The following is a 25,010-nucleotide window of genomic DNA, read 5'->3' on the forward strand; positions in this document are numbered from 1 at the left end:
GCGGCCTCTCCCCCTCTGGTTTCCCCGGAAGGCTTCAGTGGCCGCGGGAGTATCCCTGGCCTTCAAACGCCCGCTTGGCGAGATACGTGCCGGCAAGTACCGCGCCGGCCGCAACCAGCATGGAACTGGCCGGGAAGCTGCGCATGGTATTGGATGCCAGTTCGCCGGCGCGCGGCGCGGTGAGCTGGAGCCGGCGCTTCGTCATTTCTGCCCCGAGTTCGGAGAGGCGGGGAGCCAGCAGCCGCTCGGCCTCCGGCAGGAGGGTTGTTTCTTCGTCGGCGACATGGTGCAGGACGTTGCGCATCAGGTCCATGAAGACCCGGTCGAATGCCGGGTCCTTGGCATCCATCGAGTGCAGCAGGGCAATCAGGCGCCGCATCTCGTTGTGTTCCGGAACGCTTTTCTCAAGCACGGATTTGTCGGTGCACACGATGCGCATGGCCGGATAGAAAATCTCTTCTTCCAGTTGTGCATGGATTTCCAGCGCGATGCATGCGGTGTTGACCAGTGCCTTCTTCGTCGAAGGGCTGTTGTTGATCTCGTACTGGTGGAAGGTTTCCAGTACAGCAGTGTGATCCATCCGGATCATGTTGGTAATGGTGGGGGAAAGGGTACTGGTCACGGTGTTCCTGAGGGATTTCATCATGGCATCCTCCTTCATCATGTCGTGGTCGGATGACACATCCAGCAAACACCGTACCGGCTCACAGGAAGCGGGCAATCGTTTCCCGAAGTTTTCCGTCGGGAAGGCGTCCCGTGCCTGCCGCCATGTTGTCCCGCAGATGCGCCAGCTTCGACGTGGCGGGAATGGCACAGGTGATGGCCGGATGGGCGATGACGAACTTGAGCAGTACCTGTGCCCAGCTGGAACAATCGATTTCCGCCGCCCAGGGCGGCAAGGGACGGTCGCGCATGCGGCGGATCGCGTCGCCGCCGGCGAAAGGACGGTTGGCGATCACCGCCACGCCGCGCTCCTGCGCCAGCGGAAGGAGATGCTGTTCCGCTTCGCGTTCGCCGACGGAGTAATTGATCTGGACGAAGTCGACGCTTTCGGACTGCAGGACACGGGCGACTTCGGCATGGCTGCCGGCCGTGTAATGCGTCACACCGATGTAGCGCACGAGGCCTTGCTTTTTCCAGTCCCGGAGGGTGGCGAGGTGGGTCTGCACGTCCACCAGGTTGTGCACCTGCATGAGGTCGATCGGACGGGCGCGCAGTTTTCGCATCGACTCTTCCATCTGGCGGATGCCCGCGCTCTTGCCCTGCGTCCAGACCTTGGTTGCGACGAACAGCTTGTCGCGCAGGCCGAGGCTGGTGATCAGATCTCCCGCCACCTCTTCCGAGCGGCCGTACATCGGCGACGAATCGATCAGGCGTCCGCCGAGTGCGGAAAAAGCAGACAGCACTTCCGCAAGCGGCGCCCGTTCCGTCTTTCCGCTGCCGACGTCGAAGGTCTGCCAGGTGCCCAGGCCGATGACGGGAAGGATTTCGCCGGAAGACGGGATGCGTCGCGTATGAAGCAGGCTTGTGCCCGGTCCCTGCGGAGCCGCGTGCGCGATGTTGCAGAAACCACTGGCGGCTGCAACGAGCAGTCCCATTGCTTCACGTCGATTGATGCCTGTCATGCCTCTCTCCAAGTTTGTATGCCGTCGCCGCCCAGAGCAGCGCCGCGGGAAGCGCGGCCAGCAGGAACACGTCCAGCCCGAGCGCGCGCAATCCCGAGATTGCCCATGCGCTGCCGGCGTCGCCGGCCCGGTAAACGGCAGTGTCGATGAAGTTCTTCGCCTTGTAGCGGCTCTCCGTATCGAGGGTGGTATAGATCATTTCCCGGCCGGGCTTGCCCACCGCATATTCCCCCGCCCGATGGATGACCTGCGCCGCAGCCACGCCGGCCAAGCCACGCCAGGTCCCCAACACGCCGGAGGCGGCAGCCAGCAGCAGGGGCACGAAGGGAAGGGCGATGCGCAATCCGAAGCGCCCTACCAGTTTGCGCGTGCCGAGCAGCTGCAGGACCAGCGCGCTCGCGTTCACGGCAAGGTCGATGCGGGCGAAGAAGCTGGTGCGCTCTCCGCTATCCGCAAATTCGATACCGACCAGACGCACCATCTCGATGTAGAGGACGGTGGAAACGGTCGTATAGCAAAGGACAAGCAGGGCGATGCCGCGCAGGTCGGGCTGCCTGATGACCAGCGATATGCCGGCGAGGATGGATCCTCCCGTTGGCCGCTGCACGCCGCCGGCGCCGGTCCTTGGCACGGCAAGCACGCAGGCGATCGATGCGCAAAGCAGGAGGGCGGACAAGCCCAGGAGGTGCGCCGTATCCAGATGCCTGGCCAGGAGCGCCGTGGCCGCAGGTCCCGCCAGCGCGCCGCAAGTTCCGCCGGCGGCAATGTAGCCGTACAGGCGGTGCGATTCGGCTGTGGAGAAACAGTCTCCCATCCGGCTCCAGAACAGCGAAACCACAAACAGGTTGAACACGCTGAGCCAGACGAAGAACACTGCCGCGGCAACGGACGCGCCTCCCATGCTGAATGCAGCCTGGAAAAACAGGAGGTTGAGCACGAGGAAGCCGTACACCACGGGCAGCACCCGGTCGCGCCGCAGCGCCCGCACGGCGGAGCCGAACAGCGGCACGGCCAGCAGCGTGAAAACGAATGTCGCACTGAACAGCCATTGCAGCTTGTCCGCCCCAAAGCGCACCGCCATTTCATCGCGCACCGGCCGCAGAATATAGTAGCTGCACAGGATCAGGAAAAAGGCCGCGAAGGCAAAGGCGACGCGCCGGGTCTCGCCTGGCAGTAATGCCTCCTGCCGCGGGATTGATGGCGCGCTGTCGTCATCCATGGACATGCGCGGTCATTGCCGTCCGCCCATGGTGCGCGCCCCGGATCAGAAGCGTCCTCCGGCCTGGTCGGAGGATGGTCGGTGCAGGCACGCGTCGTCCACGGTCTGCCGGCCCGGTTCGGAAGGACTGGAGATCTCCTCCCGCGTGTCGTCTGGGTAGTGGAACGACGCGGCCGCCTGCAGGAGCTGGATCACTTCCTCATCGCTGGTCTGGTCGAAGTTGTCGTAGTACTGGCTGACCGCGCGGAAATCGTCAGGGGAAAGCAGGCAAACGCCGTCGTCGGCAAGGTCGTAGAGTACGGCAACGGACTCGGCTGGCGCGACCGGCACCGCGAAGAGCAGGCGTTCCGGCTTGGCCGCAGCGATCGCCTGGAGTGCTACTTTCATCGTCCCGCCGGTGGCGATGCCGTCGTCAACCACGACAACGATCCTGTCCCGCAAGTCGACGAGTTCGCGGCCGGCGCGATACCGCTCCCGCCGCCGCGACATTTCAGCCAGTTGCCGTTGTTTTTCTTCCTCCATGTACTGGTCGGAGGCGTGGGCACGCAGCGCCAGTTCCTTGTTGATCACGCAGTAATGCTCCCGGCCCTCGGCGATGGCACCCAGGCCCAGCTCCGAAAAGCCCGGTGCGCCGATCTTGCGCACGAGGAAGACATCGAGGCGGGCATGCAGCGATTGCGCGACTTCAAATGCGACAGGCACGCCCCCGCGCGGCAGGGCCAGGATGACAGGGTCCGATTCTTTCAGGTATTGCAGGGCCGCGGCGAGCTTCCTGCCGGCATCGCGGCGGTCGTTGAACGGATGGCGGTTCGAAAACATGTCGTTCACACTCCATGCTGCAGATGACACTTCGTGCAAGATGCCTGCCATGCGAACCGGGAGGGGGCTGGGCCGGACAGGACATCCGCATGGGCGTCTTTACAGCCCCTCTTGTACAAATTACGCGCTCCGGCCGGCATTTCAAGCCAGGCAAGAAGGAAGATTGCGGAACTAATGACGCCTCCGGTTACCAAACTGCATCCACGTAACAAAATGGAAAGGAGCCCCCATGCAGATGAACCAGCTCAGAGATCGCTTTTCCCAGGTGGAACAGTGCATCGATGCGGCCGCCCAGATGTGCGAGATGAGCACCGATGTGCCGGACCGGCTGCGTACTTGCCTGAGCGAACTGGAGCAGGAGGCGGACCACGCCATCCAGGTGGCCGAACAAGGCCAGGGCGATGAGCAGATCCGGCAATGCGTGAGCAAGCTGGAAAAGATCGGCGACCGCGCCATGCAATCCTGCTCGCAAGGCGACTACGTGGACGTGCAGGTCCAGAACGCCGTACGCCAGGCGCGCAAGGCGATTTCCTCCCTCAAGCAGCAACTGCACTAACCAGCGGCCGGCGGTCGTGCCGGCCATTATCCCGAGCCCCGCTCCGCCGGCATGTGTTACATCTTCTTACGGCCTTGCATCCCTGATGCCTGATAAAGTTGCGGATTGCATATTCGCCGAAGGGGGTACGGAGTGGCGCGAAAATCATCCGCCAATTCGAAGTCGTCACGCTCGGGGAAGCAGCCGTTCAAGGGCCGCCTCCTTCAATTCCTGTTGCTGCTTGCCGGCGCTGGCGCTGCCGGGTGTGCGCTGCTGGCCGGCTACGTCGCCCTCATCGTCATTCCCAACCTGCCGTCGCTCGACGCGCTGACCGATTACCGTCCGAAGATTCCGCTTCGCGTCTACACCGCCGACCAGGTGCTGATCGGCGAATTCGGCGAGGAGCGCCGCGATTTCGTGCGTATCGCCGACATGCCCAAGGTCATGAAGGATGCCGTGCTGGCAATCGAGGATGCCAATTTCTATGAACATGGCGGCGTGGACTATACGGGAATCGCGCGCGCCTTCGTCATGAACCTCGGCGCCAGCCGCTCGCAGGGCGCCTCGACCATCACCATGCAGGTGGCGCGCAATTTCTACCTGAGCCGGAAGAAGGAATATTCGCGCAAGATCCAGGAAATCGTGCTTGCCTACCGCATCGAGGAAAAGCTGACCAAGGACCAGATTCTCGAGCTGTACATGAACCAGATCTACCTCGGGGAGCGCGCCTACGGATTCGGCAGTGCGGCGCGCATCTATTTCGGCAAGGAAGTCAGCGAACTGACGATTGCGGAATCCGCAATGCTTGCCGGCCTGCCGAAGGCGCCCTCGACCGCCAATCCGGTGGTCAACCCGACCCGCGCGAAACAGCGCCAGCAATACATCCTCAAGCGCATGCGCGAGCTCGGATACATCACGCCGGCGCAGTACGAACAGGCGGCGAAGGAAAAGCTGCAGGTGCGCAGCAAGGGTTACCTGATGCAGACGCACGCCGAGCATGCGGCCGAGATCGTGCGCCAGTATATGGTCGAGAAGTACAAGGATGATGTCTATACGCACGGCTACAGCGTGTACACGACACTCAGCAGCGCCGACCAGGATGCTGCCTACGAGGCGGTGCGCAAAGGCGTGCTCGACTACGACCGCCGGCACGGCTACCGTGGGCCGGAAGATTACATCGACCTGCCGGCGGACGAGGAGGATCGTGCGCAGGCGATCGACGAGATCCTGGCGAAGCATCCGGACAGCGACGACATGCGCGCCGCGGTCGTGCTCTCCGCATCGGCCAAGTCAGTCCGTGCCGAGCTGATGTCGGGCGAAGTGGCGGAGATCACGGGCGAGGGCCTGAAATTCGCCGCCTCGGCACTCACCGGAAAAGGCAAGAACCGGATTCGGCCGGGCACGGTGATCCGCGTCAGCCGCGACGCCAAGAAACGCTGGTGGATCACGCAACTGCCCGAAGTATCTGCAGCCTTCGTCTCGATCAATGCGAACGACGGATCGTTCCGCGCGATGGTGGGCGGGTTCGACTTCAACCTCAACCAGTTCGACCATGTGACCCAGGCCTGGAGGCAGCCCGGTTCCAGCATCAAGCCGTTCATCTACTCGGCGGCGCTGGAAAAGGGATTTTCGCCCGCCACCATGGTCAACGACGCGCCGCTGGACGTGAACTTCACCGAAGGCGGCGGCCCTGCATGGAATCCGCAGAACGATGACGGCAATTACGATGGGCCGGTCACCATGCGCACCGGCCTGAAGCGTTCGAAAAACCTGGTGTCGATCCGCATCCTGCAGACGATCTCGCCGCCATTCGCGCTGCAGCACCTGTCGCGCTTCGGCTTTACCCAGGACAGGCATCCGTCCAACCTGACCCTGACGCTGGGCACCGGGGCGGTGACGCCGCTGCAGATGGCGGGCGCCTACGCGGTGTTCGCCAACGGCGGCTTCCAGGTGGCGCCGTACCTGATCCAGAAGGTGGTCGATGCCCGCGGAAACGTACTGCTCGAAAACAAGGCGGAGATCGCCGGGGATGAAAATGCGCGCGTGCTCGATGCGCGAAACGCCTGGCTCGTGGACAGCATGTTGCGCGACGTCGTGAATTCCGGCACCGGTTACGCTGCAAGCCAGCGCCTCGGCCGGCGTGACCTCGCAGGCAAGACGGGCACCACCAACGATTCCATGGACGGCTGGTTTGCGGGTTATGGCGCCGACATCGTCGCGGTGGCCTGGATGGGTTACGACAAGCCGCGTTCGCTGGGCGGACGTGAGTACGGCGGCACGGTCGCCCTGCCGATCTGGGTCGACTACATGCGCACGGCGCTAAAAGGAAAGGGGCCGGTGCAACGCGGAGTTCCTGCGGGACTGGTGCAGGTGGACGGCGACTGGATGTACGAGGAATACACCCGTGACAATGCCGTGCAATCCGTTGGAGTCGACCCGTTGCGCAGCTTCTGGGATCGCCTGTTCGGCGGCCGGTCCGCAGCGCCGCCCGTGCAGCGCGAAGTCCAGCAGCCGAACGACATGACTTATAGGGGGAACTAGGAAATTTTCGGATACCCGGTGATTTCCTGGATCTGCTGGTAAAGCGGCCCCAGCCGCGCGTACATCTTCTTGTAGACACGGGAGTACAGCGCGTCGTAGGTCTCGCGATGGCTCGGCTTCGGCTCGAAGACCTTGCCGATCCGTGTCATGGCGCCGATGGCCGCGTCGAAATCCTTGTGCAATCCGAGACCGACGGCGGCATTGATTGCGGCACCCAGTCCGGAGGTCTCGTACACATGGGGCCGTGCCGTCGGCAGGCCGAAAATATCGGCGGTCAATTGCATCGCCGCATCGCTCTGCGAGCCGCCGCCGGACACGCGCAGTGACGTGATCGGCACGCCGCTACGCTTTTCTATCTTCTCCTTGCCCTCGCGCAGCGCGTAGGCGAGCCCTTCCAGGATTGCACGGTACAGGTGCGCCCGGTTGTGCACATCTCCGAAACCGATGACCGCGCCCTTGGCTTCCGGCCCCGGCTGCTTGATCCCCGGCGTCCAGTAGGGCTGGAGCATCAGGCCCATCGCCCCCGGCGGCACGGCATTCACCAGGTCGTCGAACAATTCCTCCGGCGCCACGCCTTCCTCGGCCGCACGCATCTTTTCATGCAGGCCGAACTGTTCCTTGAACCAGTTCACCATCCAGTAGCCGCGGAAGATCTGCACTTCAGTGCTGTAAGCGCCCGGAACGGCGGCAGGATAGGGCGGAATGAAGGGAGTGACCTCGACGTACTTGCGGCTTGTCGTGTTGATGGTGGCCGTCGTGCCGTAGCTCAGGCAGCCGATGTGCGGCTCCAGGCAGCCCGCGCCGATGACTTCGCAGGCCTTGTCGGCAGCGGCGGCAATCAGCGGCGTGCCTGCCGGAATGCCGGTTTCCTGCGCGGCTTTGGCTGTCACCTTGCCCATCACCGTTCCGGGCGGAACCAGTTCCGGCAGCATCCGTCGCTCGATGGCAAGCGCCTGCCATTTCCAGTCCCAGGACGGTGCCCATCGCAGCCCCTTGTAATCGAAGGGGATATAGGCGACCTGCGAGCCGATGGAATCGACGAATTCGCCGCCAAGACGATAGTTGATGTAGCCCGACAGCAGGAGGAATTTGTCCGTACGCTCCCAGATGTCGGGTTGGTGTGCCTTGATCCAGTTTGCCTCCGCCTCGCCGAGGAAGAAGTCGACCGTATTCTCCACGCGGGCGAGTTTGAACGCCGCCCGCCAGAGTGGATTGATCTTCGGTACGTCGCTCGTGCGACGCTGGTCCAGCCACACGATGGCGGGGCGCAGCGGCTTGCCCTGGCGGTCGAGGTTGACCACGGTGCCGCGCTGTGTCGTGACGGCGACGCCCCGGATCGCGGACGGCGGGACGTTCGATTGCGCCCACAAGCGCCGGCAGGCGGTGCACAAGGCTTGCCAGTATTCCTCGACGCCATGTTCGGCCCAGCCCGGCTGATCGGAGAAATAAGCGTCGAGATGCACCTGGGACTTGGCGACGATGTGTCCCTGCAGGTCGAACAGGATCGCGCGCACGCTCTGGGTCCCGTTGTCGATGGCAAGGAGATATTCGGATGACATGTCTGCTCCTCTTGTCAGGCACGCGCGGGCCGCAACACCGGTCTTGGCTTGCGCCAGTCAGGCAGGAGATGCTGCGGCGGCAATCCGTAGTGCCGTTGCCATAGTGCCAGATAGGCGTCGTGTTCGGCTTGCCAGCGTTGATCGCTCCATCCGAGTTCAGGCTGGCAGATCTGGCGAATGCGGTTCAGGTGCGGTGCGCCGCCGTCGCGCAGGAGCAGTCCGATACGGGTGCGGCGCAGCAGCAGGTCCTCGAGGCGCAGCACCGCCTCCGAGCGGGCCGCCCATCGCAGTTCCGCCCAGAGCGTTTCGGTGCCGGGAATCGGCGCCAGCTCCCCGGGAAGGGCATGTTCGACCACTTGCAGCGCGTGGCGTCCGTAGCGTCCTTCGAGCCGCCGCCTCTGCAGATTCGTCAGGGCAGGATGGCGGGGCAACGGCGGGGACACCGAGAAGACCGGCTTGAGGCGCAGGTCGGGCTGCCAATCCGGCAGGAGTTCTTTTGCGTGCCTCATCGCGTCGCGGGCAATCAGCCGGAACGTGGTGAGCTTGCCCCCGGTGACGGTGAGCAGGCCGTCTTCCAGCCATACCGCATGGTCCCGTCCTTCCCGCGAAGGATCGGCCTTGCCGGTATCGATGACCGGACGTACACCGGCATAGGTGGCGATCACGTCGTCCGGGCGGATGGCGAGTTCCGGAAACTGGAACTCGATGGCCATCATCAGGTAGGAGAACTCATCCGGCGTGATGGACGCCTCGTGCTGCAGGGCGGGCGTGTGGTCCACATCGGTGGTCCCCACCAGCGTCGCGCCTTCCCAGGGAAAAACGAACACCGGCCTGCCGTCGAGCGGGTGCATGAGGCTGATCGCCTGCGCGACGGGCAAGCGCCATGCAGGAAGGATGAGGTGGCTGCCGCGCAAGGGACGCAGTTTCTGGCGGCTGCCGGAGACATTGCGCAGCGTGTCGGCCCACGCACCGGTCGCATTGACGACGGCGCGCGCCTTTACGAAGAAGGACGTGTCCGTATGCCCATCGAGCAGTTCAATGCCGGCCACCCGCCCGCCAACGCGGTGAAGGCGTTTCACTGCAAGGTAGTTGACCGCTGTCCCGCCTGCATCGACCGCTTCCTGCAGCACGCGGAGGACGAGACGGGCATCGTCGGTCTTGGCGTCGGCGTAGCACATGCCGCCGTTCAGGCGTTCGCGACGGATGTGCGGGGCGAGCATGAGGAAATCGTCCGGCGCGTGGTACCGCCGCGTACGCTGCCCGGCCATCAGGTCGTACAGGGCGAGGCCGGCGGAGAACAGGCGGCGCCCGGGCTTGCGGCCCTGGTAGTCCGCGAATGCGAAGCCCTGCGTTTCGACCAGCCCGGGCGCCTCCTTGAGCAGGTTCTGCCGTTCGCGCACCGAGTCGCGCGTCAGGAGCAGTTTCCCTTCCTTGATATAACGTAGCCCGCCGTGCACCAGCTTCGACGAGCGGCTGGAGGTGCCCCAGGCGAAATCGCGCTGCTCGACCAGCAGGGCTTTCAGTCCCTGACGGGCGGCTTCCAGCAGGATGCCCGCGCCCGTGATGCCGCCGCCGATGACGAGGACATCCCATTCCTGTGACCCGAGTTCGGCAGGCAGCCGGTCACGCGAGTTTTCGAGCCACATGGCAGCCTTCCTCCTCGTTGCCTGCGCCAACCAGTTTGCCGGGATTCATCAATCCCTGGGGATCGAAATGATGGAACAGCTGGCGCATCGCGCCCATGCCGAGTTCGCCTTTTTCCGCATGGAGATAGGGCGCATGGTCGGTGCCGACGCCGTGCTGGTGGCTGATGGTGCCGCCCGAGGCAACGATGGCTTCGCTGGCCGCCGCCTTCAGCCGCTGCCAGCGCGCGAGGTCCTTGTGGAAATCACCCGCCAGCCGGTAGACGAAGGTGGAATAGACGCTCGCGCCCTGCGGGTAGACATGCGACAGGTGGGTGTAGGCATGGACGCGCTCTCCGTCTGCTTCCAGTGTCCGGCTCGCGGCCTGTTCCACCTCGCACATGGTGCCCCGGACCTTCGGCCATTCGACTGCCGTTTCCACGGTGTCGACGGCATAACCGCGGCTCCAGAGGGAATTGCGCAGGTAGACATTGCGGAACCGGTTTGCCTTCCATTTGCGGCCGATGGCCTCTCCCGCATGGATGCCGTGATGGACGCGGGCAATTCTCAGGGCAGCGGCAATCGCCAGTCTTGTTGCTGCAGGCTCGCCGCTCGCGCCCAGCAACAGCAGGCATTTGTCGTCTCCGCATCCGCGCCAGCGCAGGTAACGCTCCAGCACGCCAATCAATGTCTTGTGTCCGGCCAGCCGCAGGGTTGTCAGTGTCTCCACCGGATTCGACAGGCGCAGCATGGACAGCGGAAGGCGTGACTGTGCGATGTTGCGCAGCGCGCTTTCGGCTTCCACCCAGCCGGGAAAGATAACCGCGTGGAAGGATTCGGCTTGCGGCAGGCGCGAGATGCGCACCGTCGCTTCGGTCAGGATACCCAGCCGCCCCTCGGAGCCGAGGACCATCTCTCTCAGGTCTGTGCCCGCGGCGGATGCCGGAAAGGCGGGAATCCGCATGGTGCCGCGCGGCGTTTCCAGCCTGCCGCCAGCGAAGAGCTGCTCGATGCGGCCATAGCGCAGCGATTGCTGGCCCGATGAACGCGTGACCACCCAGCCGCCGAGCGTGGAATATTCGAAGGATTGCGGGAAATGCCCCAAGGTGTAGCCGTACGCACGCAATTGCGCTTCCAGGTCGGGACCCGCAACACCTGCGCCGAAAGTCGCCAGCTGCGCGTCCGCGTCGAGGTCAAGCAGCTGCGACAGGCGCGACAGGTTGACGGTGAGGACGGGACGGTCGCCGGGCGGCGCGCTCAGGTGGCCGACGACGCTGGTGCCGCCGCCGTAGGGAATCACCGCAACATCATGGCGCGCCGCGTAATCCAGCAATTCCCGCACCTGTTCGCTGCTCTCTGGAAAGGCGACGCCGTCGGGCAACTGACCGGGCACGCCGTAGCGCAGGCGCAGCCAGTCCTGCATGCTCTGGCCAAGTCCGTTGCGCACGCGGACTTGCGGCGAAACGTCAATGAGACGATGCGGCCTGAGCCGGCTCTGCGACACGCCGCGGCAAACCTCCTCGAAGCCGGCGTCCAGCGGAACCGTCCCCGGCCCGATCCGTTCGCGGAGGAATTGCAGCGCATCTTCCGCCAGGGGGAAATCAATCGTATCGTCGCCCCAGCCATTCCATCGTCTCATCTTCCTGCTCCTTTTGTTTATACTTTGGCAGCAGCTTATTGACGGGAGTCCCCCTTGTATTGCGCATTCATGACAAGCCGTTTGTCCTAACATGACAACAGCACTACGCACCGGAATTGATCAAGCCTCGGGCGTCGTCGCGGGGCCTTACCTGCAGCCCTTGCTGGAGGCGGCAGCTGCACGCGGCGTGCATGCAGATGACCTTGCGCATGCGGCCGGACTTCCTGCGGGCGCACTGACACCGCTTCCGGAAACGCTGAGGGCCGACGCGTACGTCCGCCTGCTCGATGCGGGCGCCGCACTCGCGCAGGACCCGCATTTCGGCCTGCATGTCGGCGAATGCGTGAAGCTGGGCGCCTACAACGTGTACGGCCTCATCCTGCTGAGCTGCCGCGATTTCGGGCAGGCCCTGCAGCAGACCCTGCGTTTCGAGGGGCTGGCGCACGACCTCGGGCGATCGGCATTGCGGGTGGAGGGTGGCATGGCGGAATACCGCTGGGACAGCGCACTGCTCGGAGCAAGCCGGCACCTCGCGGAAAGCGTCTTCGCCGGTATCCAGGTCATGGGCAGCTGGCTGGCGGGAACAACGCTGCCGCATGCGCAGATCTCCTTCATGCATGCGGCCCCGGAGGATTGCGAAGAGCACCGCCGCATCTTCGGCGACAAGGTGCGCTTCGGCGCGGATGCTCATTGCGCGCATTTCGACGCAGCGCTCCTCGCATGGCCCGTACGCAATGCCGACGTCGGGCTCTATCCCGTGCTGCAGCAGCACGCGGAGCAGTTATTGCGGGAAAAGCTGCGCGCGCAGGCGGATGCCGGCATCGTCGCGCAGGTACGCGGCACCATCGTTCGCAACCTCGCCCAGGACCGGGTGCGGCTGGCCACGATTGCAGAGGAAATGAATATCACCCAGCGCACGCTGCAGCGGAAGCTCGCAGACGCGGGCGTGACGTTCCAGCAGGTGCTGGACCGTACCCGCCATGAACTCGCAATCGGCTATCTGAAGCGCGACAGGCTGAGCCTGGCCGAGATCGCCTTCCTGCTGGGATACCAGGAGCAAAGCTCGTTTTGCCACGCATTCAAGGAATGGACAGGGATGAATCCCGGCGCGTACCGGGAAAGCCAGGAAGGCAGGACGTAAGAGGAAGGAGGCGGGAACGTTTTCCGCTCTCGCCGGAAGCGCTCAGGCTGTCTCGTGGAAGAAGGCGCCGTGCCTTGTTTCCAGGATGTGCAGTGCGGGAACAGGCCAGGGCAACAAGTGCGCCTCGCTGCGCCGCGGGCCGCCGGGATGCTTCACCGGACGTGGCTGGTATGTCGAGACCGCGTCATACATGCGCATGACCCTATCGATTGCTTCGATCACTTCCTTGTCTGTGAGTAATTCGACGGCAGTCTTGATCTCCTGGTTGATACTCCTTATGGGGAAGCGTGATATCCCGCCGACGAGGGCATTGAAATCATCGGCCACTTCGGAGGGAAGGTCGCGCTGCTTGAGCTTGATGAGCTTGCTCAGTGCAGCATTGAGGCGGTCGCGGCGGTCGCCCGTTCCAGCCAGGACGCGCATTGCGGATTGCAGTTGTCGCCAAGCAAAGGACATGTTGTCTCCTCTTGATTTGTGGTGATACGTTTCTGTGAACGTTTGGTTACCTTTGTTGTTCGTGCATGCTAGGCGCGAAGTTCGGCGATTGAAATCGTCCGAAAGGACGAAAAAAAGGAGGAGGGAATAGTTGAATAAAATTGCATTTTTGATAATATACTGGTTTTTTTCACATGCCTGTTGTTTTATACAGTAGTTGTGCTAAAGTAAGGACTCGATCAACGACGATTTATTGGAGGACTGACATGGCACACCTGAACAACTCCTTCGGCGCACGCTTCGGCCTCGAATATGCCCCGACCTCGTTCCTGCTTCGTTTCGGCAGCCGCGAAATTTTCGTGTGCCGCGATTTCCGCAAGCGTTACTACCGCGTCAATCCGCTGATCGACTGCAGCACCGGCGTGGAAGCCGGCCATCTCGAACTGCTGTTGTGGAAGAAGTGGCTGGTCATCCTTTCCCGTGCTCGTTGAATTGCTCCGTGACCATGGCATCCTCTACACGAAGCCGACATTTGCAGTATCATGCGCGACGTCCCCGGCATTGAATCCTGAAGGTGTTGATTCAGGTCAATGACCCGGGAGAGTACGATTGCATACACTGACAGTGCTGCAATGCCGGCTTCATTTGGGAAGCAACGTCAACCAGACCATGCGATTTACCCGTCACTCGCGATTCGTCACTGCGCTTGTTGCGCTGTTCAGCGTGCTGTTCATGCAGCTCGCCGTGGCAGCCTACGCCTGCCCGACGATCAAGTCGACGCCGGAAATCGCCAGCCACGACGGCTGGGCAAGTGCCGATTCGCACCGCGAGATGAGCGGCTGCGAAGGCGGCGTCGATCTCGAGCAGCCCGCGCTCTGTTTTGCCTACTCCCAGGAAGGCGGACAGTCGCTCTACAAACCCCAGGTGCCCGACGTCCAGCCTGCTGTCGTGATCGATATCGTGCGGCAGGTCGTCGACGCTTCCCTTGTTTTTCTCCCCGACTCCACCTACGCGCAAGCTCCCTGGCTGATGCGCGCCTCCGCTCCACCGATTTCCATCCGGAACTGCTGCTTCCGAATCTGATCCTCCCGGCTGACTGAACCGGTGCTGCCTCGCATGTGCGGGCAGCGCGTGCCTTTTGTCGTCCGGAGTATCCATGTCAATCCAGAAAACTGTTGTGCCGTCTGCACGCGCCTGCATGGTCGTGCTGGCGTTCGCGGCTCCGCTTGCCGCCTTTGCCTCGGAACCATTGCCCGGCAACTCCGTGGAAAGCCTGCTTGCCTATGCGCGGGAACGCAATCCCGAATACGCAGCCATGCGCCACGAAGCCGACGCGGCGATCGAACGTTCCGCGTCGGCGGGCGCATTGCCCGATCCGAAGATTCGTGTCGAACTCGAAGACATTACCAAAATGGGCGAGCAGAATGCCTCGCTGCTTCCCGGCAGGGCCGGCAAGGCGCGCTATCAGGTCATGCAGGAATTGCCATGGTTCGGCAAGCGCGACCTGCAGCGCGAGATCGCGGGTTTCGAGGCCGATGCCGCGCGCGAAAAGGCCGGCGGCGCCTGGAGCGAGCTTGCCTCCCGCATCAAGGCCGCCTATGCGAAGTATTACTACGTGGTCCAGAGCGAACGCCTGACGCGCGAGATCCTGGACCTCATGTCGCGCCTGGAAAGGGTGACGCAGGCGCGCTACGCCGGCGGGCTCGCCGCGCAGTCGGACGCCATCCGCGCGCAAGTCGAGCAGACCGCGATGCGCAACGAACTGCTCATGCTGGAGAACGACAGGCGCATGACCCAATCGCGCCTGAACATGCTTTTGGCACGGCCGGCCGTCGCTCCGCTGGCCGAGCCCGAACGCCTGCGGCCGCTGCCCGCGCCGGTGAAGCTGGAGTTTTCCGCTCTGGAAGACCGTGTACGCGCGCGCAATCCCCAGATCGCCGCCGAGGACGCAAAGCTGAAGGCAGCCGAGCGCAGCCGTGACCTTGCGTACAAGAACCGCTACCCCGATTTCGCCGTGGGATTCGCGCCGGTGCAGACCGGCAAGTCGGTGAAGGAATGGGAAGTGATGTTCGAAATGAACATTCCGATCCAGCAATCCTCGCGCCGTGCCATGGAGCGCGAATCGGAGGCCATGCTGTCTGCTGCCCGTTCGCGCAAGGAGGCCGCGTCCAACGAAGTACTGGCCGATCTCGCGGAAAACCTTTCCGGCCTCGACGCCGCGCGGCGCACCGAAATCCTCATTGCCAACAACCTGCTGCCGCAGGCCGAACTCACCTACAAGTCGGCGCTCGCGAGCTATGAAAACGGCAAGGTCGACTTTGCCACCTTGCTGGACGCGCAGCGGCAGATCCGCTCCGCGCGGCAGAACCAGATCAAGGCACAGGCCGAGGCGCAAGCGCGCCTGGCTGACATCGAACGCATCCTCGGAGAAGAACTATGAAACAAGGCGCATCCCTGGCCATCGGCGCCGTCCTCATTGCCGCCGTCGCGGCTGGCGGCGGTTACTGGATCGGCAATCGCGACGCCGTCGAAACGGCGCCGGCCGCCAGCACCGCCCCCGAAGGCGGCAAGAAGCAAGGCCGCATCCTGTATTACCGCAATCCCATGGGCCTGCCGGACACCTCGCCGGTGCCGAAGAAAGACCCGATGGGCATGGACTACATCCCGGTGCGCGAAGGCGAGGAAGAAGCCGATACCGCAGGCGGCAGCGAAGTCCGTATCAATACGGAAAAGGTGCAGAAGCTTGGCGTGCGCATCGAAAAGGCGGCCCTCAAGTCCATCGACAGGGCCGTACGCGCGGTCGGACGGGTCGAGCCGGACGAGCGGCGCACTTATACCATCGCACCCAAGTTTGAAGGGTATGTCGAGCGCCTGCATGTCAACGCTACCGGCCAGGAAATCGGCAAGGGCCAGCCGCTGTTCGAGGTCTACAGCCCTGAACTCGTCTCGGCCCAGCGCGAATACGCGATCGCCGCACAGGGCATGCAGTCGCTGAAGGGCGCCGACAGCGATGTCCAGGGCAGCATGAAGCAGCTCGCGGACTCCAGCCTGATGCGCCTGAAGAACTGGGACATCTCGGAAGAACAGATCCGCGCGCTGGCGCGCAGCGGAGAAGCAAAGCGCACGATGACGTTCCGTTCCCCGGTGAGCGGCATCGTGACGGAAAAGAAGGCGGTGCAGGGCATGCGCTTCATGCCGGGCGAGATGCTGTACCAGGTGACCGATCTCTCCACGGTATGGGTACTGGCCGATGTCTTCGAACAGGATATCGGCCTGCTCAGGACGGGAGCAAAAGCCACTGCCACGATCAACGCTTACCCCGGCAAGGAATTCGAAGGCACGGTCACCTATGTCTATCCGACGCTGCAATCCGCCACGCGCACGGTGCAGGTCCGCCTGGAGATTCCCAATCCGGGCCGCCTGCTCAAGCCCGGCATGTTCGCGGACGTCCGGCTCGGCGTAGGATCGCGCACCGGTGCGGTGACCGTACCGCTTTCCGCCGTGATCGACAGCGGCACGCGCCGCATGGTGTTCGTCCAGCGCGGCGAGGGCCGCTTCGAACCGCGTGACGTGAAGCTTGGGGCGAGCGGCAATGACTATGTCGAAATCCTCGACGGCGTGAAGGAGGGCGAAGACGTGGTGGTCGCCGCCAACTTCCTGATCGATGCGGAGAGCAACCTCAAGGCCGCCGCGGGCAGCTTCACCGCCCCGCAGGCGAAGGAAGCGCCGAAAACCGGCGGCGCCGGACACAAGGCCGAAGGCACCATCGATGAAATCGACGCCGGCTCCGGCATGGTCAGCGTCAGCCACGGCCCGGTGGCGAGCCTCAAGTGGCCCGCGATGACGATGGAGTTCAAGGTTGCCAACAGCGCGCTGCTCAAGAACATGAAGCCGGGAGACCCGGTCAGTTTCGAGTTCGTCGAGCGCCAGCCGGGCGAATGGGTGATCACCGGATTCCAGCCCATGCCGGCAACCATCCGGAAGCCGTCCGCACCGGCTGCCGACCCGCATGCAGGCCATCGATAACAGGACGACATCATGCTGAACAAGATCATCGACTGGTCTGGCAGGAATGTCTTCCTCGTCCTGCTGGCCACGCTGTTCATCACCATTGCCGGCATCGTTGCCGTCTTCAGGACGCCGATCGACGCGCTGCCGGACCTGTCCGACGTGCAGGTCATTGTCTACACCGAGTATCCGGGGCAGGCGCCGCAGGTGGTCGAAGACCAGGTGACCTATCCGCTCACCACCGCCATGCTGTCGGTGCCGAAGTCGAAGGTGGTGCGCGGTTTTTCCTTCTTCGGCGCGTCCTTCGTCTACGTCATCTTCGAGGATGGTACGGACATCTACTGGGCGCGCTCGCGGGTGCTGGAATACCTGAACTTCGCTTCCAGCCGTATGCCGCGCGGCGTGACGCCGCAGATCGGGCCTGACGCCACCGGTGTGGGCTGGGTCTACCAGTATGTCGTGCTGGCCAAGGACAAGACCCTTGCCGAATTGCGCACGCTGCAGGACTGGTATCTCCGTTACCAGCTCGCCAAGGCGCCCGGCGTGGCGGAGGTCGCCTCGGTCGGCGGCTTCGTGCAGACCTACCAGGTAACGGTCGACCCAGTGAAGCTGCGCGGCTACGGCATCCCGCTGATGAAGGTGGCGCAGGTGATCCGTGAGTCCAACCGCGACGTCGGGGGACGCGTGGTGGAAATGGCAGAAACCGAATACATGGTGCGCGGCAAGGGCTACCTGCGCGGCAAGGCCGACCTGGAAAGCCTGGTGCTGAAGTCCGAAGGCGGCACGCCCGTCCTCGTGCGCGACATCGCGCGCGTCGAACTCGCGCCGGACGAGCGCCGCGGCATGGCCGAGCTGAATGGCGAAGGCGAAGTGGTGTCCGGCATCGCGATGTCGCGCTATGGCCAGAATGCGCTGGAGGTGATCGGCAACATCAAGAACAAGATCGGCGAGATCAGCGCCGGGTTGCCGGAAGGCGTCAGCATCCAGGCGGTCTATGACCGTTCGGACCTGATCCACCGCGCGATCGATACGCTGAAGGTCACGCTGCTCGAAGAGAGCATCATCGTCGCCCTGGTGTGCATCGTCTTCCTGCTGCATGTGCGCAGCGCGCTGGTCGCCATCCTGATGCTGCCGGTCGGCGTGCTGATGGCGTTCATCGCCATGCGCGTGCTCGGAATGAACTCCAACCTGATGAGCCTGGGCGGCATCGCGATCGCCATCGGCGCCATGGTCGACGCAGCCATCGTGATGATCGAGAACGCGCACAAGCACCTCGAACGCCTGAAGGACGGGGAGTCGCGGGTGGAAGCGATGCTCGCCGCCTGCAAGGAGGTCGGGCCGTCGCTGTTCTTCTCGCTGCTGATCATCACGGTCTCCTTCCTGCCGGTGTTCACGCTGGAAGCGCAGGAAGGCCGCCTGTTCGCCCCGCTGGCCTGGACCAAGACCTTCGCCATGGCCGGCGCAGCGCTGCTGTCGATCACGCTGGTGCCGGTGCTGATGATGCTCTTCATCCGCGGCCGCATCATGCCGGAGGCGAAGAACCCGGTGAACCGTTTCCTCATCTGGATCTATCGCCCGATCATCCGCGGCGTGATGCACTGGAGGAAGCTGACCGTCCTCGCATCCGTGATCGTGCTGGCCGTCACGGTGTACCCCGCCATGCGCCTCGGCAGCGAATTCATGCCGACGCTCAATGAAGGCACGCTGCTCTACATGCCGTCCAGCCTCCCTGGCATGACCATGACCAAGGCCGCCGAACTGGTGCAGACGCAGAACAAGATCATCAAATCCTTCCCGGAAGTCGAGTCGGTGTACGGCAAGGTGGGCCGCGCCGGTACCGCGACCGATCCGGCACCGACCGAAATGTTCGAGACGGTCATCAACCTCAAGCCGGAATCGCAATGGCGGACGGGGATGACCACGGACAAGCTGATCGGCGAGATGGATGCAGCATTGCAGTTCCCGGGCGTGTCGAATGCATGGACGATGCCGATCAAGGCGCGTATCGACATGCTGTCCACCGGCATCCGGACGCCGATCGGCATCAAGGTGTTCGGTACGAATCTTGAAGAGATGGAAAAGCTCGCGCGGCAGATCGAATCCGTGGTCAAGAACGTCCCCGGCACGACCTCGGCCTTCGCCGAGCGCATCACCGGCGGCTTCTACCTGAACATCGAACCGGATCGCGCGCAGCTGGCGCGCTACGGCCTGACCGTCGGCGAAGTGCAGGACGTCATCGCCACCGCCCTCGGCGCGGAAATGGCGACCACGACCGTGGAAGGGCGCGAACGTTTCGCCGTGACCGTCCGCTACCCGCGCGAAATGCGCACCGATCCGCAGCAGATCGCGCGCGAAGTGCTGGTGCCTGTCATGGACGGCGCGATGATCCCGCTCGGCCAGCTTGCCCGCATTTCCATTGCCAAGGGCACGCCGGGCATCCGCACCGAGAATGCGCTTCTTTCCGCGTACATCTACGTCGATATCCGCGGCAGGGATATCGGCGGCTATGTGGCGGATGCCCGCAAGGCCGTCAGCGAGCAGGTGAAGTTCCCGCCGGGCTATTACGCCACGTGGAGCGGGCAGTTCGAGGCGATGGAACGCGCGATCGCCAAGATGAAGATCGTCGTGCCGGTGACCCTGCTGATCATCTTCCTGCTGCTCTATCTCAACTTCAAGCGGCTGACCGAGACATTGATCGTCATGCTCTCGGTGCCGTTCGCGCTGGTGGGCGGCGTCTGGCTGATGTGGTGGCTGGGCTACAACATGTCGGTGGCCGTGGCGGTCGGCTTCATCGCGCTGGCCGGCGTGGCGGCCGAGACCGGCGTGGTGATGCTGATCTACCTCGACCACGCATGGGAAGCGTTGAAGAAGCAGCGCCGCGAGGAAGGCAGGGTGCCGACCGCGGGCGACCTCTATGAAGCGGTGATGGAAGGCGCGGTCGAACGCGTGCGTCCGAAGATGATGACGGTGGTCGCCATCATGGCCGGCCTGCTGCCGATTTTGTGGAGCACGGGAACGGGCTCCGAAGTGATGAGCCGCATTGCGGCGCCGATGGTCGGCGGCATGATTTCGTCGACGATACTGACGCTGGCAGTGATTCCGGCGCTGTACGCGCTGATCAAGCAGTGGCGGCTGGACAAGGGAATGGAAAAATAATGAAAAGGAAACTGATCGGGATGTTGCTTTTACTGGCAGCAAGTACCGCGGGCGCGCAGTCCCTGCAAATACCGAAACCGAGCGACGGCTTGATGCCCAATCCCGCAAAGGGAAAAAACATGTTCGCTGCCCGGTGCTCGGCGTGCCATGGGGCTGACCTGAAAGGCAGCGACAAGGGGCCGCCCATGCTGCACAAGGTCTATGAGCCGTCGCATCACAGCGACGCCGCCTTCCAGCTCGCGGTCAGGAATGGCGTGCGCGCGCATCACTGGAAGTTTGGCGACATGGCGCCCGTGCCGGGGCTGACGCCGGACGATGTCGCGCACATCACCGCCTTCATCCGCATGGAGCAGCGGAAAGTCGGAATCTAGGCAGGGCGCTTGCGATGGAAGACCAGTGGACTGTACGGCACGGCGGAAGGAGGCGGCGAGTTCAGGATGCCGGGCTTCATTGCCCCGATCACATGCATCTCGCAGGGCTTGCAGTCAAAGCGCAGCGTGTAGCGTTCGCTGCCGCTGACCAGCGTCATCGGTTCGGCGCGCACCTGGCCCTGTACGCCTTGCACGCCCTTTGCCTGCTTGGGGCAAAGGTTGAACGAGAAGCGCAGGCAGTGCTTGGTGATCATCAGCGACACCTCGCCGGGTTCCTCGTGCGCTTCGTAGGCCGCATCGATCAGCTGCACGCCATGCTTGCGGTAGAAGGCGCGCGCCTTCTCGTTGTACACATTGGCGAGGTAGCTCAACTGCGTTTCAGGATAGGTGGGACGAGGCTCTGCCGATGCCTTGCGCGGCGGGCGCTGCCATGAGGCGAGGCGAGCTGTTTCGTGCGCAGCAATGCCATCCCGGCGCAGCGCGTTGATCGCCGCAGCGGGCACGAACCGCGGCCGCGACAGGTTCAGTTCCACCTTGCCGGCCTCGAACATCGTGTTCCCGAGCTTGCCGAGGCTGGAGCGCAGGGACGTCTCCGCCTGCTCGGGCTGTTGGGCCGGCTGGAAGGCGATGGCCGCATCGGTCACGGTGGCGATACCGTCTTCGTCGCATGTGGCAAGGCGCAGGCCGTCCGCATGCTCGCTCAATGCGAGGTGCAGCGTCACCTTGCGTTCGGCGGATTTCTTGTTCAGCGCGCCTTCCCACTGGTGGTCGCGGTTGCGGTGGATCACGATTCCGGGTTTGAAGCCGGGCAGGGCGGTCATCTGTTCATTCGGGAAGACCCGCCAGCGTTGGCCGCCCTCGTCCTCGCCGAGCTTTTCCACCTTGTTGGCCTGGATGCCGGCCGTGCTGCGCTTGTTCATGTAATTCAGGCCGTCGCCGTTGGCCATCGGGGCATTTGTCACGATGTCGAAATGGTCGGCGCCAAGGCGCGTCACCGTCCCCAGCTCCACGCCCACGTATTTGGGTGAGTCGAAGGCCCCGATATCGGCCAGGCGTCCGTTCGCAAAATAGTCCGTGTGGCCGCGATGAAAATTCTTGTCCACGTCGGGCGTGAACATCAGGCGCGTGCGTCCGCTGGAGGCGCGGGCGAATTCGGGGCGCCGTTCCAGGATTTCGTCGAGCAGGATGCGGTAATGACCGGTGATGTTCTTCACATAACCCATGTCCTTGTAGCGCCCCTCGATCTTGAACGAGCGGATACCGGCGTCGATCAGGGCTTCCAGGTTGCGGCTCTGGTCGTTGTCCTTCATCGACAGCAGATGCTTTTCATAGGCCACCACCCGGCCTTCGCCGTCGGTGAGCGTGTAGGGCAGGCGGCAAGCCTGCGAGCAGTCGCCGCGGTTGGCGCTGCGGCCGGTATCGGCATGGGAGATGTAGCACTGGCCGGAAAACGCAACGCATAACGCGCCGTGGATGAAGTACTCGAGCGGCGTGTCGACTTCCGTCCGGATCTGGCGGATCTGCTCCAGTGTCAGTTCGCGCGCGAGCACCAGCTGGGAGAACCCGGCAGCCCCCAGGAAGCGCGCCTTGTCAGCCGTGCGGATGTCGCATTGCGTGCTGGCATGCAACTGGATGGGCGGCAGGTCCAGTTCGAGCAGGCCCATGTCCTGCACGATGAGGGCATCGACGCCGGCTTCGTACAGTTGCCAGATCTGCTTGTGCGCGGTTTCCAGCTCGGCATCGTGCATGATGGTGTTCATCGTGACGAAGATGCGGGCGTGGTAGCTGTGCGCGAATTCGACAAGCGCGGCAATGTCTTCCAGCGGGTTGCTGGCATTGTGCCGGGCCCCGAAAGCGGGGCCGCCGATGTAGACCGCGTCGGCGCCGTGCAGGATGGCTTCACGTCCGATCTCGGCGGTTTTGGCGGGCGAGAGCAGTTCGAGATGGTGGGCGGGGAGTGACATGGCGGGATCCAATCGGGCGAAGGCGGAAATTATAGCCAATGCACGACCCCGTCGGTGCCGGAGAAGTTCCGGAAGGAGCAGGAGATTGACGTTCAGGCAAGCCGGGAAAAGGGACCGGAAAGCCCCTGTTCCCGGCTGCGCCGTCAAGCGGAACGGCGGCGCCTTGCTGCAGCGAGGCCGGCAAGCCCAAGGCCAAGGAGTGCAATGCTCCCCGGCTCCGGGACATTCGTGGTGTCGCCGGGTTTTCCCCAGATGGACACATGGGAGATGGCGCCGCGGCTTGGCCAGAAATCAAGCAAATTCAGCGTTTCGGTGCCATTCCAGCTGGCAAGGTCGAAGAAATAGTAGGAGGGATTCTGGTTCCCATCCTTCACGGCCAGGTAGCACTCGGGGCAACTGATCGATGGTCCGAGCACATAGCTGATGATGGCATCCTGCGCCTCGCTGTTGTTGGGATCGAACACGGTGTTATACGAGGCGGCGAAAGAGCCCTCGTCGGCACCGCCGACTTGCGCCTTGTAGTACAGCGACAAGCTGGACGTGTTGAAGAGGGTCTCGATGTAGCCTTTCTCTCCGCTGGTGCTCGTCGGGTTCGGCGGAGTCAGATCCGCGCCGGTGTAGTCGGCGTCGCCCGGCCCCAGCGTCAATGCATGGGCCGATATCGTGAGACATAAGGAGACCGCTGCAAGTGCGGCGGAAAAGATTTTCTTTCTCATGGGCTTCTCCCTCTGGTGATGGGGGACATGCGTGGCAAAAAAACCTTGCTCGCCCATCGGGAGTAGCAGCATTGATGCCAGAGAGTTAACTCATTGTTTTAACTGGAATTCATAAGCGGTTGCGCCCGGCAAGTGCGGGAGATGTAAGGATGACCGACGAAAACTGATATTTATCAATGTCTTACGAGAGGCCAAGGACGAGATGTGTATAGTCGCGCTCAGGAAAATGTCCGCGATGCACGAATGCGAAGCGGTAAATTTCCACACGGTCTTGATTGATATCCGATAGCTGATTCATCGCAAACGATTTTCCTCCTGTCACTGTCAATTCTTTCGACAAGTTCCATGCGGATTGCACCACTCACGCTCTTTTTGATCAGGGAATTTTTTTGCGGCCGGGTGTTGTCATACCCCTCAGTTCCCTTACCTGATACGAAAAAAGGAGGTGCAATGAAAACCACAGGTCTCATCCTCGGTGCTGTGCTGGTGCTCGGCGCCTGCGCCACGCAGCAGCCTTCACCCGACGCCCAGTTGTCGGCGCGTGTCAAACAGGAAATTGCTCAAACGGAAGGAATCGGCAGTGCGCGCTCGGTGAATGTCGAGTCGGCCAAGGGAGTCGTGATCCTCTCCGGATTCATCGGCACGGAGAAGCAGAAATACGATGCGGCCCAGACTGCGCTGAAGGTCTCCGGGGTGCAACAGGTGTTCAACAACCTGCAGGTGCTGAACCGGAGTTCGGGAGAGTAGGACTGCGAGAGGCGCGGCCCGCCCGGCGGGCCGCGATTGCGGAGGGTATTACTGCGCTGCTTCCATCTTCACGACGGTGAGCGCGCCTTTCACCTTGTCGGCATCAAAGCGGATCTTGTCCCCGACTTTGACCTGGTCCAGCATCTTCGGATCGCTGACGCGGAACACCATGGTCATCGGCTCCATGTCCAGGCGGTAGATGCGGCCGTGCTTTATGGTGATCTTGCCGGCGCCCTTGTCGATCTTCTTGACTTCGCCCGCGGCCAGTTGCGAGGCGGCCGCTGTGTCCGCGGCTGCGCCGTGATGTCCCTTGTGTGCATCCTGGGCGATGCCGGATTGCGCAGTGGCGAGGCCGACGAGCAGGACGAGAGCGAGCTTGGATACGTGTGTCATGTTTTCCTTCATGGTGCGAGTGGAAAGTAGAGATAAAGCATTTGCTGGCCCGCACATTGTGCCTACAACCAACGCATCGGGCAATGTCTGCCATGGGAATCCTTGACCTGCTTTCCCGCCGAATGGTCGCAGGCGTGCGATTGGCGGCCGGCAGGCGCTTTGAAATGAAGGCAACGAAGAATTGATATTTGACAGGAGAGCAATCGGGCGGGCGAATTATCTTGGTTCCACCCTCGCCATCGGCCGGGCTCAACACAACAAGAATCCGGAGTCACCACATTGAACGCCCGCGTTCTCATCGTCGCGATCGTGCCGCCGCATGTCGTACACGCGGACGACTGGCAGGCCGGCCTTTTGCCGGCACAGGAGTACACCGCGATGCATCGGGACTTGGCCTGTGACGATGCGAAGGCGTTATTCGAAACGCTTCCCGCGGCAAATGGTCCCGAGGTCGTGCAGTACATGGCTGCATGACATTTATCCAGACCGCCAGACAACTTAAAGGATCGACAACACTCCA

21 protein-coding genes and 1 pseudogene are annotated in these 25,010 nt (G+C 63.0%); 11 read left to right on the forward strand and 11 right to left on the reverse strand.

Translation table 11 applies throughout. The features are described from left to right. Nucleotides 1-34: 34 nt before the first annotated feature. The 4 genes from AC3WOY_RS25180 to AC3WOY_RS25195 are packed head-to-tail and all read right to left on the reverse strand — an operon-like array spanning nucleotide 35 to nucleotide 3,663. The gene (locus AC3WOY_RS25180) at nucleotides 35-646 is read right to left on the reverse strand and encodes a hemerythrin domain-containing protein (RefSeq protein WP_492428832.1); all 612 of its coding nucleotides are present in this window, start codon (nucleotides 644-646) and stop codon (nucleotides 35-37) included. Between the two features lie 58 nt (nucleotides 647-704). After that, entirely contained in the window at nucleotides 705-1,616 is a 912-nt protein-coding gene (locus AC3WOY_RS25185; protein WP_492429403.1) for an aldo/keto reductase, read from the reverse strand. Beyond that, on the reverse strand, nucleotides 1,603-2,850 hold the full coding sequence (locus AC3WOY_RS25190) for an NTP/NDP exchange transporter (RefSeq protein ID WP_492428834.1): 1,248 nt from the start codon (nucleotides 2,848-2,850) through the stop codon (nucleotides 1,603-1,605). The genes AC3WOY_RS25185 and AC3WOY_RS25190 overlap by 14 nt, the downstream gene beginning before the upstream one ends. Before the next feature lie 39 nt (nucleotides 2,851-2,889). Further along, nucleotides 2,890-3,663, reverse strand: coding sequence for a phosphoribosyltransferase (locus AC3WOY_RS25195; protein ID WP_492428836.1), 774 nt, complete (start codon nucleotides 3,661-3,663; stop codon nucleotides 2,890-2,892). Between the two features lie 235 nt (nucleotides 3,664-3,898). Here AC3WOY_RS25195 and AC3WOY_RS25200 point away from each other — a divergent pair, with 235 nt between their 5' ends. After that, a complete protein-coding gene (locus AC3WOY_RS25200; RefSeq protein WP_492428838.1) occupies nucleotides 3,899-4,219 on the forward strand; it encodes a hypothetical protein in 321 nt (106 codons plus the stop codon). 132 nt (nucleotides 4,220-4,351) lie between these two features. Further along, entirely contained in the window at nucleotides 4,352-6,739 is a 2,388-nt protein-coding gene (locus AC3WOY_RS25205; protein ID WP_492428840.1) for a penicillin-binding protein 1A, read from the forward strand. Here the strand turns inward: AC3WOY_RS25205 and AC3WOY_RS25210 are convergent. Genes AC3WOY_RS25210 through AC3WOY_RS25220 form a run of 3 tightly spaced genes read right to left on the reverse strand, consistent with a single transcriptional unit; the run spans nucleotide 6,736 to nucleotide 11,559 of the window. Beyond that, nucleotides 6,736-8,298 carry an FGGY-family carbohydrate kinase gene (locus AC3WOY_RS25210; protein ID WP_492428842.1) on the reverse strand — a complete coding sequence of 521 codons (1,563 nt, stop codon included), beginning with the start codon at nucleotides 8,296-8,298 and terminating at the stop codon, nucleotides 6,736-6,738. The genes AC3WOY_RS25205 and AC3WOY_RS25210 overlap by 4 nt on opposite strands. A 14-nt stretch (nucleotides 8,299-8,312) precedes the next feature. Further along, on the reverse strand, nucleotides 8,313-9,944 hold the full coding sequence (locus AC3WOY_RS25215; RefSeq protein WP_492428844.1) for a glycerol-3-phosphate dehydrogenase/oxidase: 1,632 nt from the start codon (nucleotides 9,942-9,944) through the stop codon (nucleotides 8,313-8,315). Further along, entirely contained in the window at nucleotides 9,922-11,559 is a 1,638-nt protein-coding gene (locus tag AC3WOY_RS25220) for an FAD-binding oxidoreductase (protein WP_492428846.1), read from the reverse strand. Before AC3WOY_RS25220 ends, AC3WOY_RS25215 begins: the two co-directional genes overlap by 23 nt. Nucleotides 11,560-11,650: 91 nt before the next feature. Between AC3WOY_RS25220 and AC3WOY_RS25225 the strand changes: the two genes are divergently transcribed. Beyond that, nucleotides 11,651-12,700 (forward strand): AraC family transcriptional regulator, encoded by a 1,050-nt coding sequence (locus AC3WOY_RS25225; RefSeq protein ID WP_492428848.1) that lies wholly within the window; start codon nucleotides 11,651-11,653, stop codon nucleotides 12,698-12,700. 42 nt (nucleotides 12,701-12,742) lie between these two features. Here AC3WOY_RS25225 and AC3WOY_RS25230 read toward each other — a convergent pair whose 3' ends face one another. Then, on the reverse strand, nucleotides 12,743-13,156 hold the full coding sequence (locus tag AC3WOY_RS25230) for a hypothetical protein (RefSeq protein ID WP_492428850.1): 414 nt from the start codon (nucleotides 13,154-13,156) through the stop codon (nucleotides 12,743-12,745). A gap of 245 nt (nucleotides 13,157-13,401) precedes the next feature. On the opposite strand from AC3WOY_RS25230, the gene AC3WOY_RS25235 reads away from it, so the two are divergent. From AC3WOY_RS25235 to AC3WOY_RS25260, 6 genes are all read left to right on the forward strand, one after another. Next, nucleotides 13,402-13,626, forward strand: a complete 225-nt coding sequence (locus tag AC3WOY_RS25235; protein ID WP_492428852.1) for a hypothetical protein — start codon at nucleotides 13,402-13,404, stop codon at nucleotides 13,624-13,626. A gap of 118 nt (nucleotides 13,627-13,744) precedes the next feature. After that, the gene (locus AC3WOY_RS25240) at nucleotides 13,745-14,218 is read left to right on the forward strand and encodes a hypothetical protein (RefSeq protein ID WP_492428854.1); all 474 of its coding nucleotides are present in this window, start codon (nucleotides 13,745-13,747) and stop codon (nucleotides 14,216-14,218) included. A 73-nt stretch (nucleotides 14,219-14,291) separates the two neighbouring features. Continuing rightward, entirely contained in the window at nucleotides 14,292-15,575 is a 1,284-nt protein-coding gene (locus AC3WOY_RS25245; RefSeq protein ID WP_492428856.1) for a TolC family protein, read from the forward strand. Then, nucleotides 15,572-17,161, forward strand: a complete 1,590-nt coding sequence (locus AC3WOY_RS25250) for an efflux RND transporter periplasmic adaptor subunit (RefSeq protein ID WP_492428858.1) — start codon at nucleotides 15,572-15,574, stop codon at nucleotides 17,159-17,161. The genes AC3WOY_RS25245 and AC3WOY_RS25250 overlap by 4 nt, the downstream gene beginning before the upstream one ends. Nucleotides 17,162-17,173: 12 nt before the next feature. Then, a complete protein-coding gene (locus AC3WOY_RS25255; RefSeq protein ID WP_492428860.1) occupies nucleotides 17,174-20,299 on the forward strand; it encodes an efflux RND transporter permease subunit in 3,126 nt (1,041 codons plus the stop codon). Nucleotides 20,300-20,391: 92 nt separating this feature from the next. Continuing rightward, the gene (locus AC3WOY_RS25260; RefSeq protein ID WP_492429404.1) at nucleotides 20,392-20,670 is read left to right on the forward strand and encodes a c-type cytochrome; all 279 of its coding nucleotides are present in this window, start codon (nucleotides 20,392-20,394) and stop codon (nucleotides 20,668-20,670) included. Here AC3WOY_RS25260 and AC3WOY_RS25265 read toward each other — a convergent pair. Together AC3WOY_RS25265 and AC3WOY_RS25270 are read right to left on the reverse strand one after the other, a co-directional pair. Further along, nucleotides 20,667-22,634, reverse strand: a complete 1,968-nt coding sequence (locus tag AC3WOY_RS25265) for a peptidase U32 family protein (RefSeq protein ID WP_492428862.1) — start codon at nucleotides 22,632-22,634, stop codon at nucleotides 20,667-20,669. The genes AC3WOY_RS25260 and AC3WOY_RS25265 overlap by 4 nt on opposite strands. Nucleotides 22,635-22,777: 143 nt before the next feature. Further along, nucleotides 22,778-22,867, reverse strand: a pseudogene (locus tag AC3WOY_RS25270) (PEP-CTERM sorting domain-containing protein); the annotation flags it as partial. Nucleotides 22,868-23,800: 933 nt separating this feature from the next. On the opposite strand from AC3WOY_RS25270, the gene AC3WOY_RS25275 reads away from it, so the two are divergent. Further along, nucleotides 23,801-24,097 carry a BON domain-containing protein gene (locus AC3WOY_RS25275; protein ID WP_492428864.1) on the forward strand — a complete coding sequence of 99 codons (297 nt, stop codon included), beginning with the start codon at nucleotides 23,801-23,803 and terminating at the stop codon, nucleotides 24,095-24,097. Nucleotides 24,098-24,145: 48 nt separating this feature from the next. On the opposite strand, the gene AC3WOY_RS25280 is transcribed toward AC3WOY_RS25275, so the two are convergent. Next, complete coding sequence (locus AC3WOY_RS25280; RefSeq protein WP_492428866.1) at nucleotides 24,146-24,490, reverse strand: copper-binding protein; 345 nt, start codon at nucleotides 24,488-24,490, stop codon at nucleotides 24,146-24,148. 279 nt (nucleotides 24,491-24,769) lie between these two features. Between AC3WOY_RS25280 and AC3WOY_RS25285 the strand changes: the two genes are divergently transcribed. Beyond that, nucleotides 24,770-24,964 carry a hypothetical protein gene (locus AC3WOY_RS25285; RefSeq protein WP_492428868.1) on the forward strand — a complete coding sequence of 65 codons (195 nt, stop codon included), beginning with the start codon at nucleotides 24,770-24,772 and terminating at the stop codon, nucleotides 24,962-24,964. Nucleotides 24,965-25,010 lie beyond the last annotated feature (46 nt).

The sequence above is a fragment of the Noviherbaspirillum sp. FW303-A3 genome, assembly GCF_058788695.1.

Excerpts from the sequence above, each read along its gene's own strand:
- AC3WOY_RS25210 (WP_492428842.1), bottom strand. The coding sequence starts at position 8,298 with ATGTCATCCGAATATCTCCTTGCCATCGACAACGGGACCCAGAGCGTG.
- AC3WOY_RS25250 (WP_492428858.1), top strand. The coding sequence starts at position 15,572 with ATGAAACAAGGCGCATCCCTGGCCATCGGCGCCGTCCTCATTGCCGCC.
- AC3WOY_RS25215 (WP_492428844.1), bottom strand. The coding sequence starts at position 9,944 with ATGTGGCTCGAAAACTCGCGTGACCGGCTGCCTGCCGAACTCGGGTCA.
- AC3WOY_RS25280 (WP_492428866.1), bottom strand. The coding sequence starts at position 24,490 with ATGACACACGTATCCAAGCTCGCTCTCGTCCTGCTCGTCGGCCTCGCC.
- AC3WOY_RS25265 (WP_492428862.1), bottom strand. The coding sequence starts at position 22,634 with ATGTCACTCCCCGCCCACCATCTCGAACTGCTCTCGCCCGCCAAAACC.
- AC3WOY_RS25180 (WP_492428832.1), bottom strand. The coding sequence starts at position 646 with ATGATGAAATCCCTCAGGAACACCGTGACCAGTACCCTTTCCCCCACC.
- AC3WOY_RS25195 (WP_492428836.1), bottom strand. The coding sequence starts at position 3,663 with ATGTTTTCGAACCGCCATCCGTTCAACGACCGCCGCGATGCCGGCAGG.
- AC3WOY_RS25230 (WP_492428850.1), bottom strand. The coding sequence starts at position 13,156 with ATGTCCTTTGCTTGGCGACAACTGCAATCCGCAATGCGCGTCCTGGCT.
- AC3WOY_RS25235 (WP_492428852.1), top strand. The coding sequence starts at position 13,402 with ATGGCACACCTGAACAACTCCTTCGGCGCACGCTTCGGCCTCGAATAT.
- AC3WOY_RS25190 (WP_492428834.1), bottom strand. The coding sequence starts at position 2,850 with ATGTCCATGGATGACGACAGCGCGCCATCAATCCCGCGGCAGGAGGCA.
- AC3WOY_RS25255 (WP_492428860.1), top strand. The coding sequence starts at position 17,174 with ATGCTGAACAAGATCATCGACTGGTCTGGCAGGAATGTCTTCCTCGTC.
- AC3WOY_RS25245 (WP_492428856.1), top strand. The coding sequence starts at position 14,292 with ATGTCAATCCAGAAAACTGTTGTGCCGTCTGCACGCGCCTGCATGGTC.
- AC3WOY_RS25200 (WP_492428838.1), top strand. The coding sequence starts at position 3,899 with ATGAACCAGCTCAGAGATCGCTTTTCCCAGGTGGAACAGTGCATCGAT.
- AC3WOY_RS25225 (WP_492428848.1), top strand. The coding sequence starts at position 11,651 with ATGACAACAGCACTACGCACCGGAATTGATCAAGCCTCGGGCGTCGTC.
- AC3WOY_RS25275 (WP_492428864.1), top strand. The coding sequence starts at position 23,801 with ATGAAAACCACAGGTCTCATCCTCGGTGCTGTGCTGGTGCTCGGCGCC.
- AC3WOY_RS25220 (WP_492428846.1), bottom strand. The coding sequence starts at position 11,559 with ATGAGACGATGGAATGGCTGGGGCGACGATACGATTGATTTCCCCCTG.
- AC3WOY_RS25260 (WP_492429404.1), top strand. The coding sequence starts at position 20,392 with ATGCCCAATCCCGCAAAGGGAAAAAACATGTTCGCTGCCCGGTGCTCG.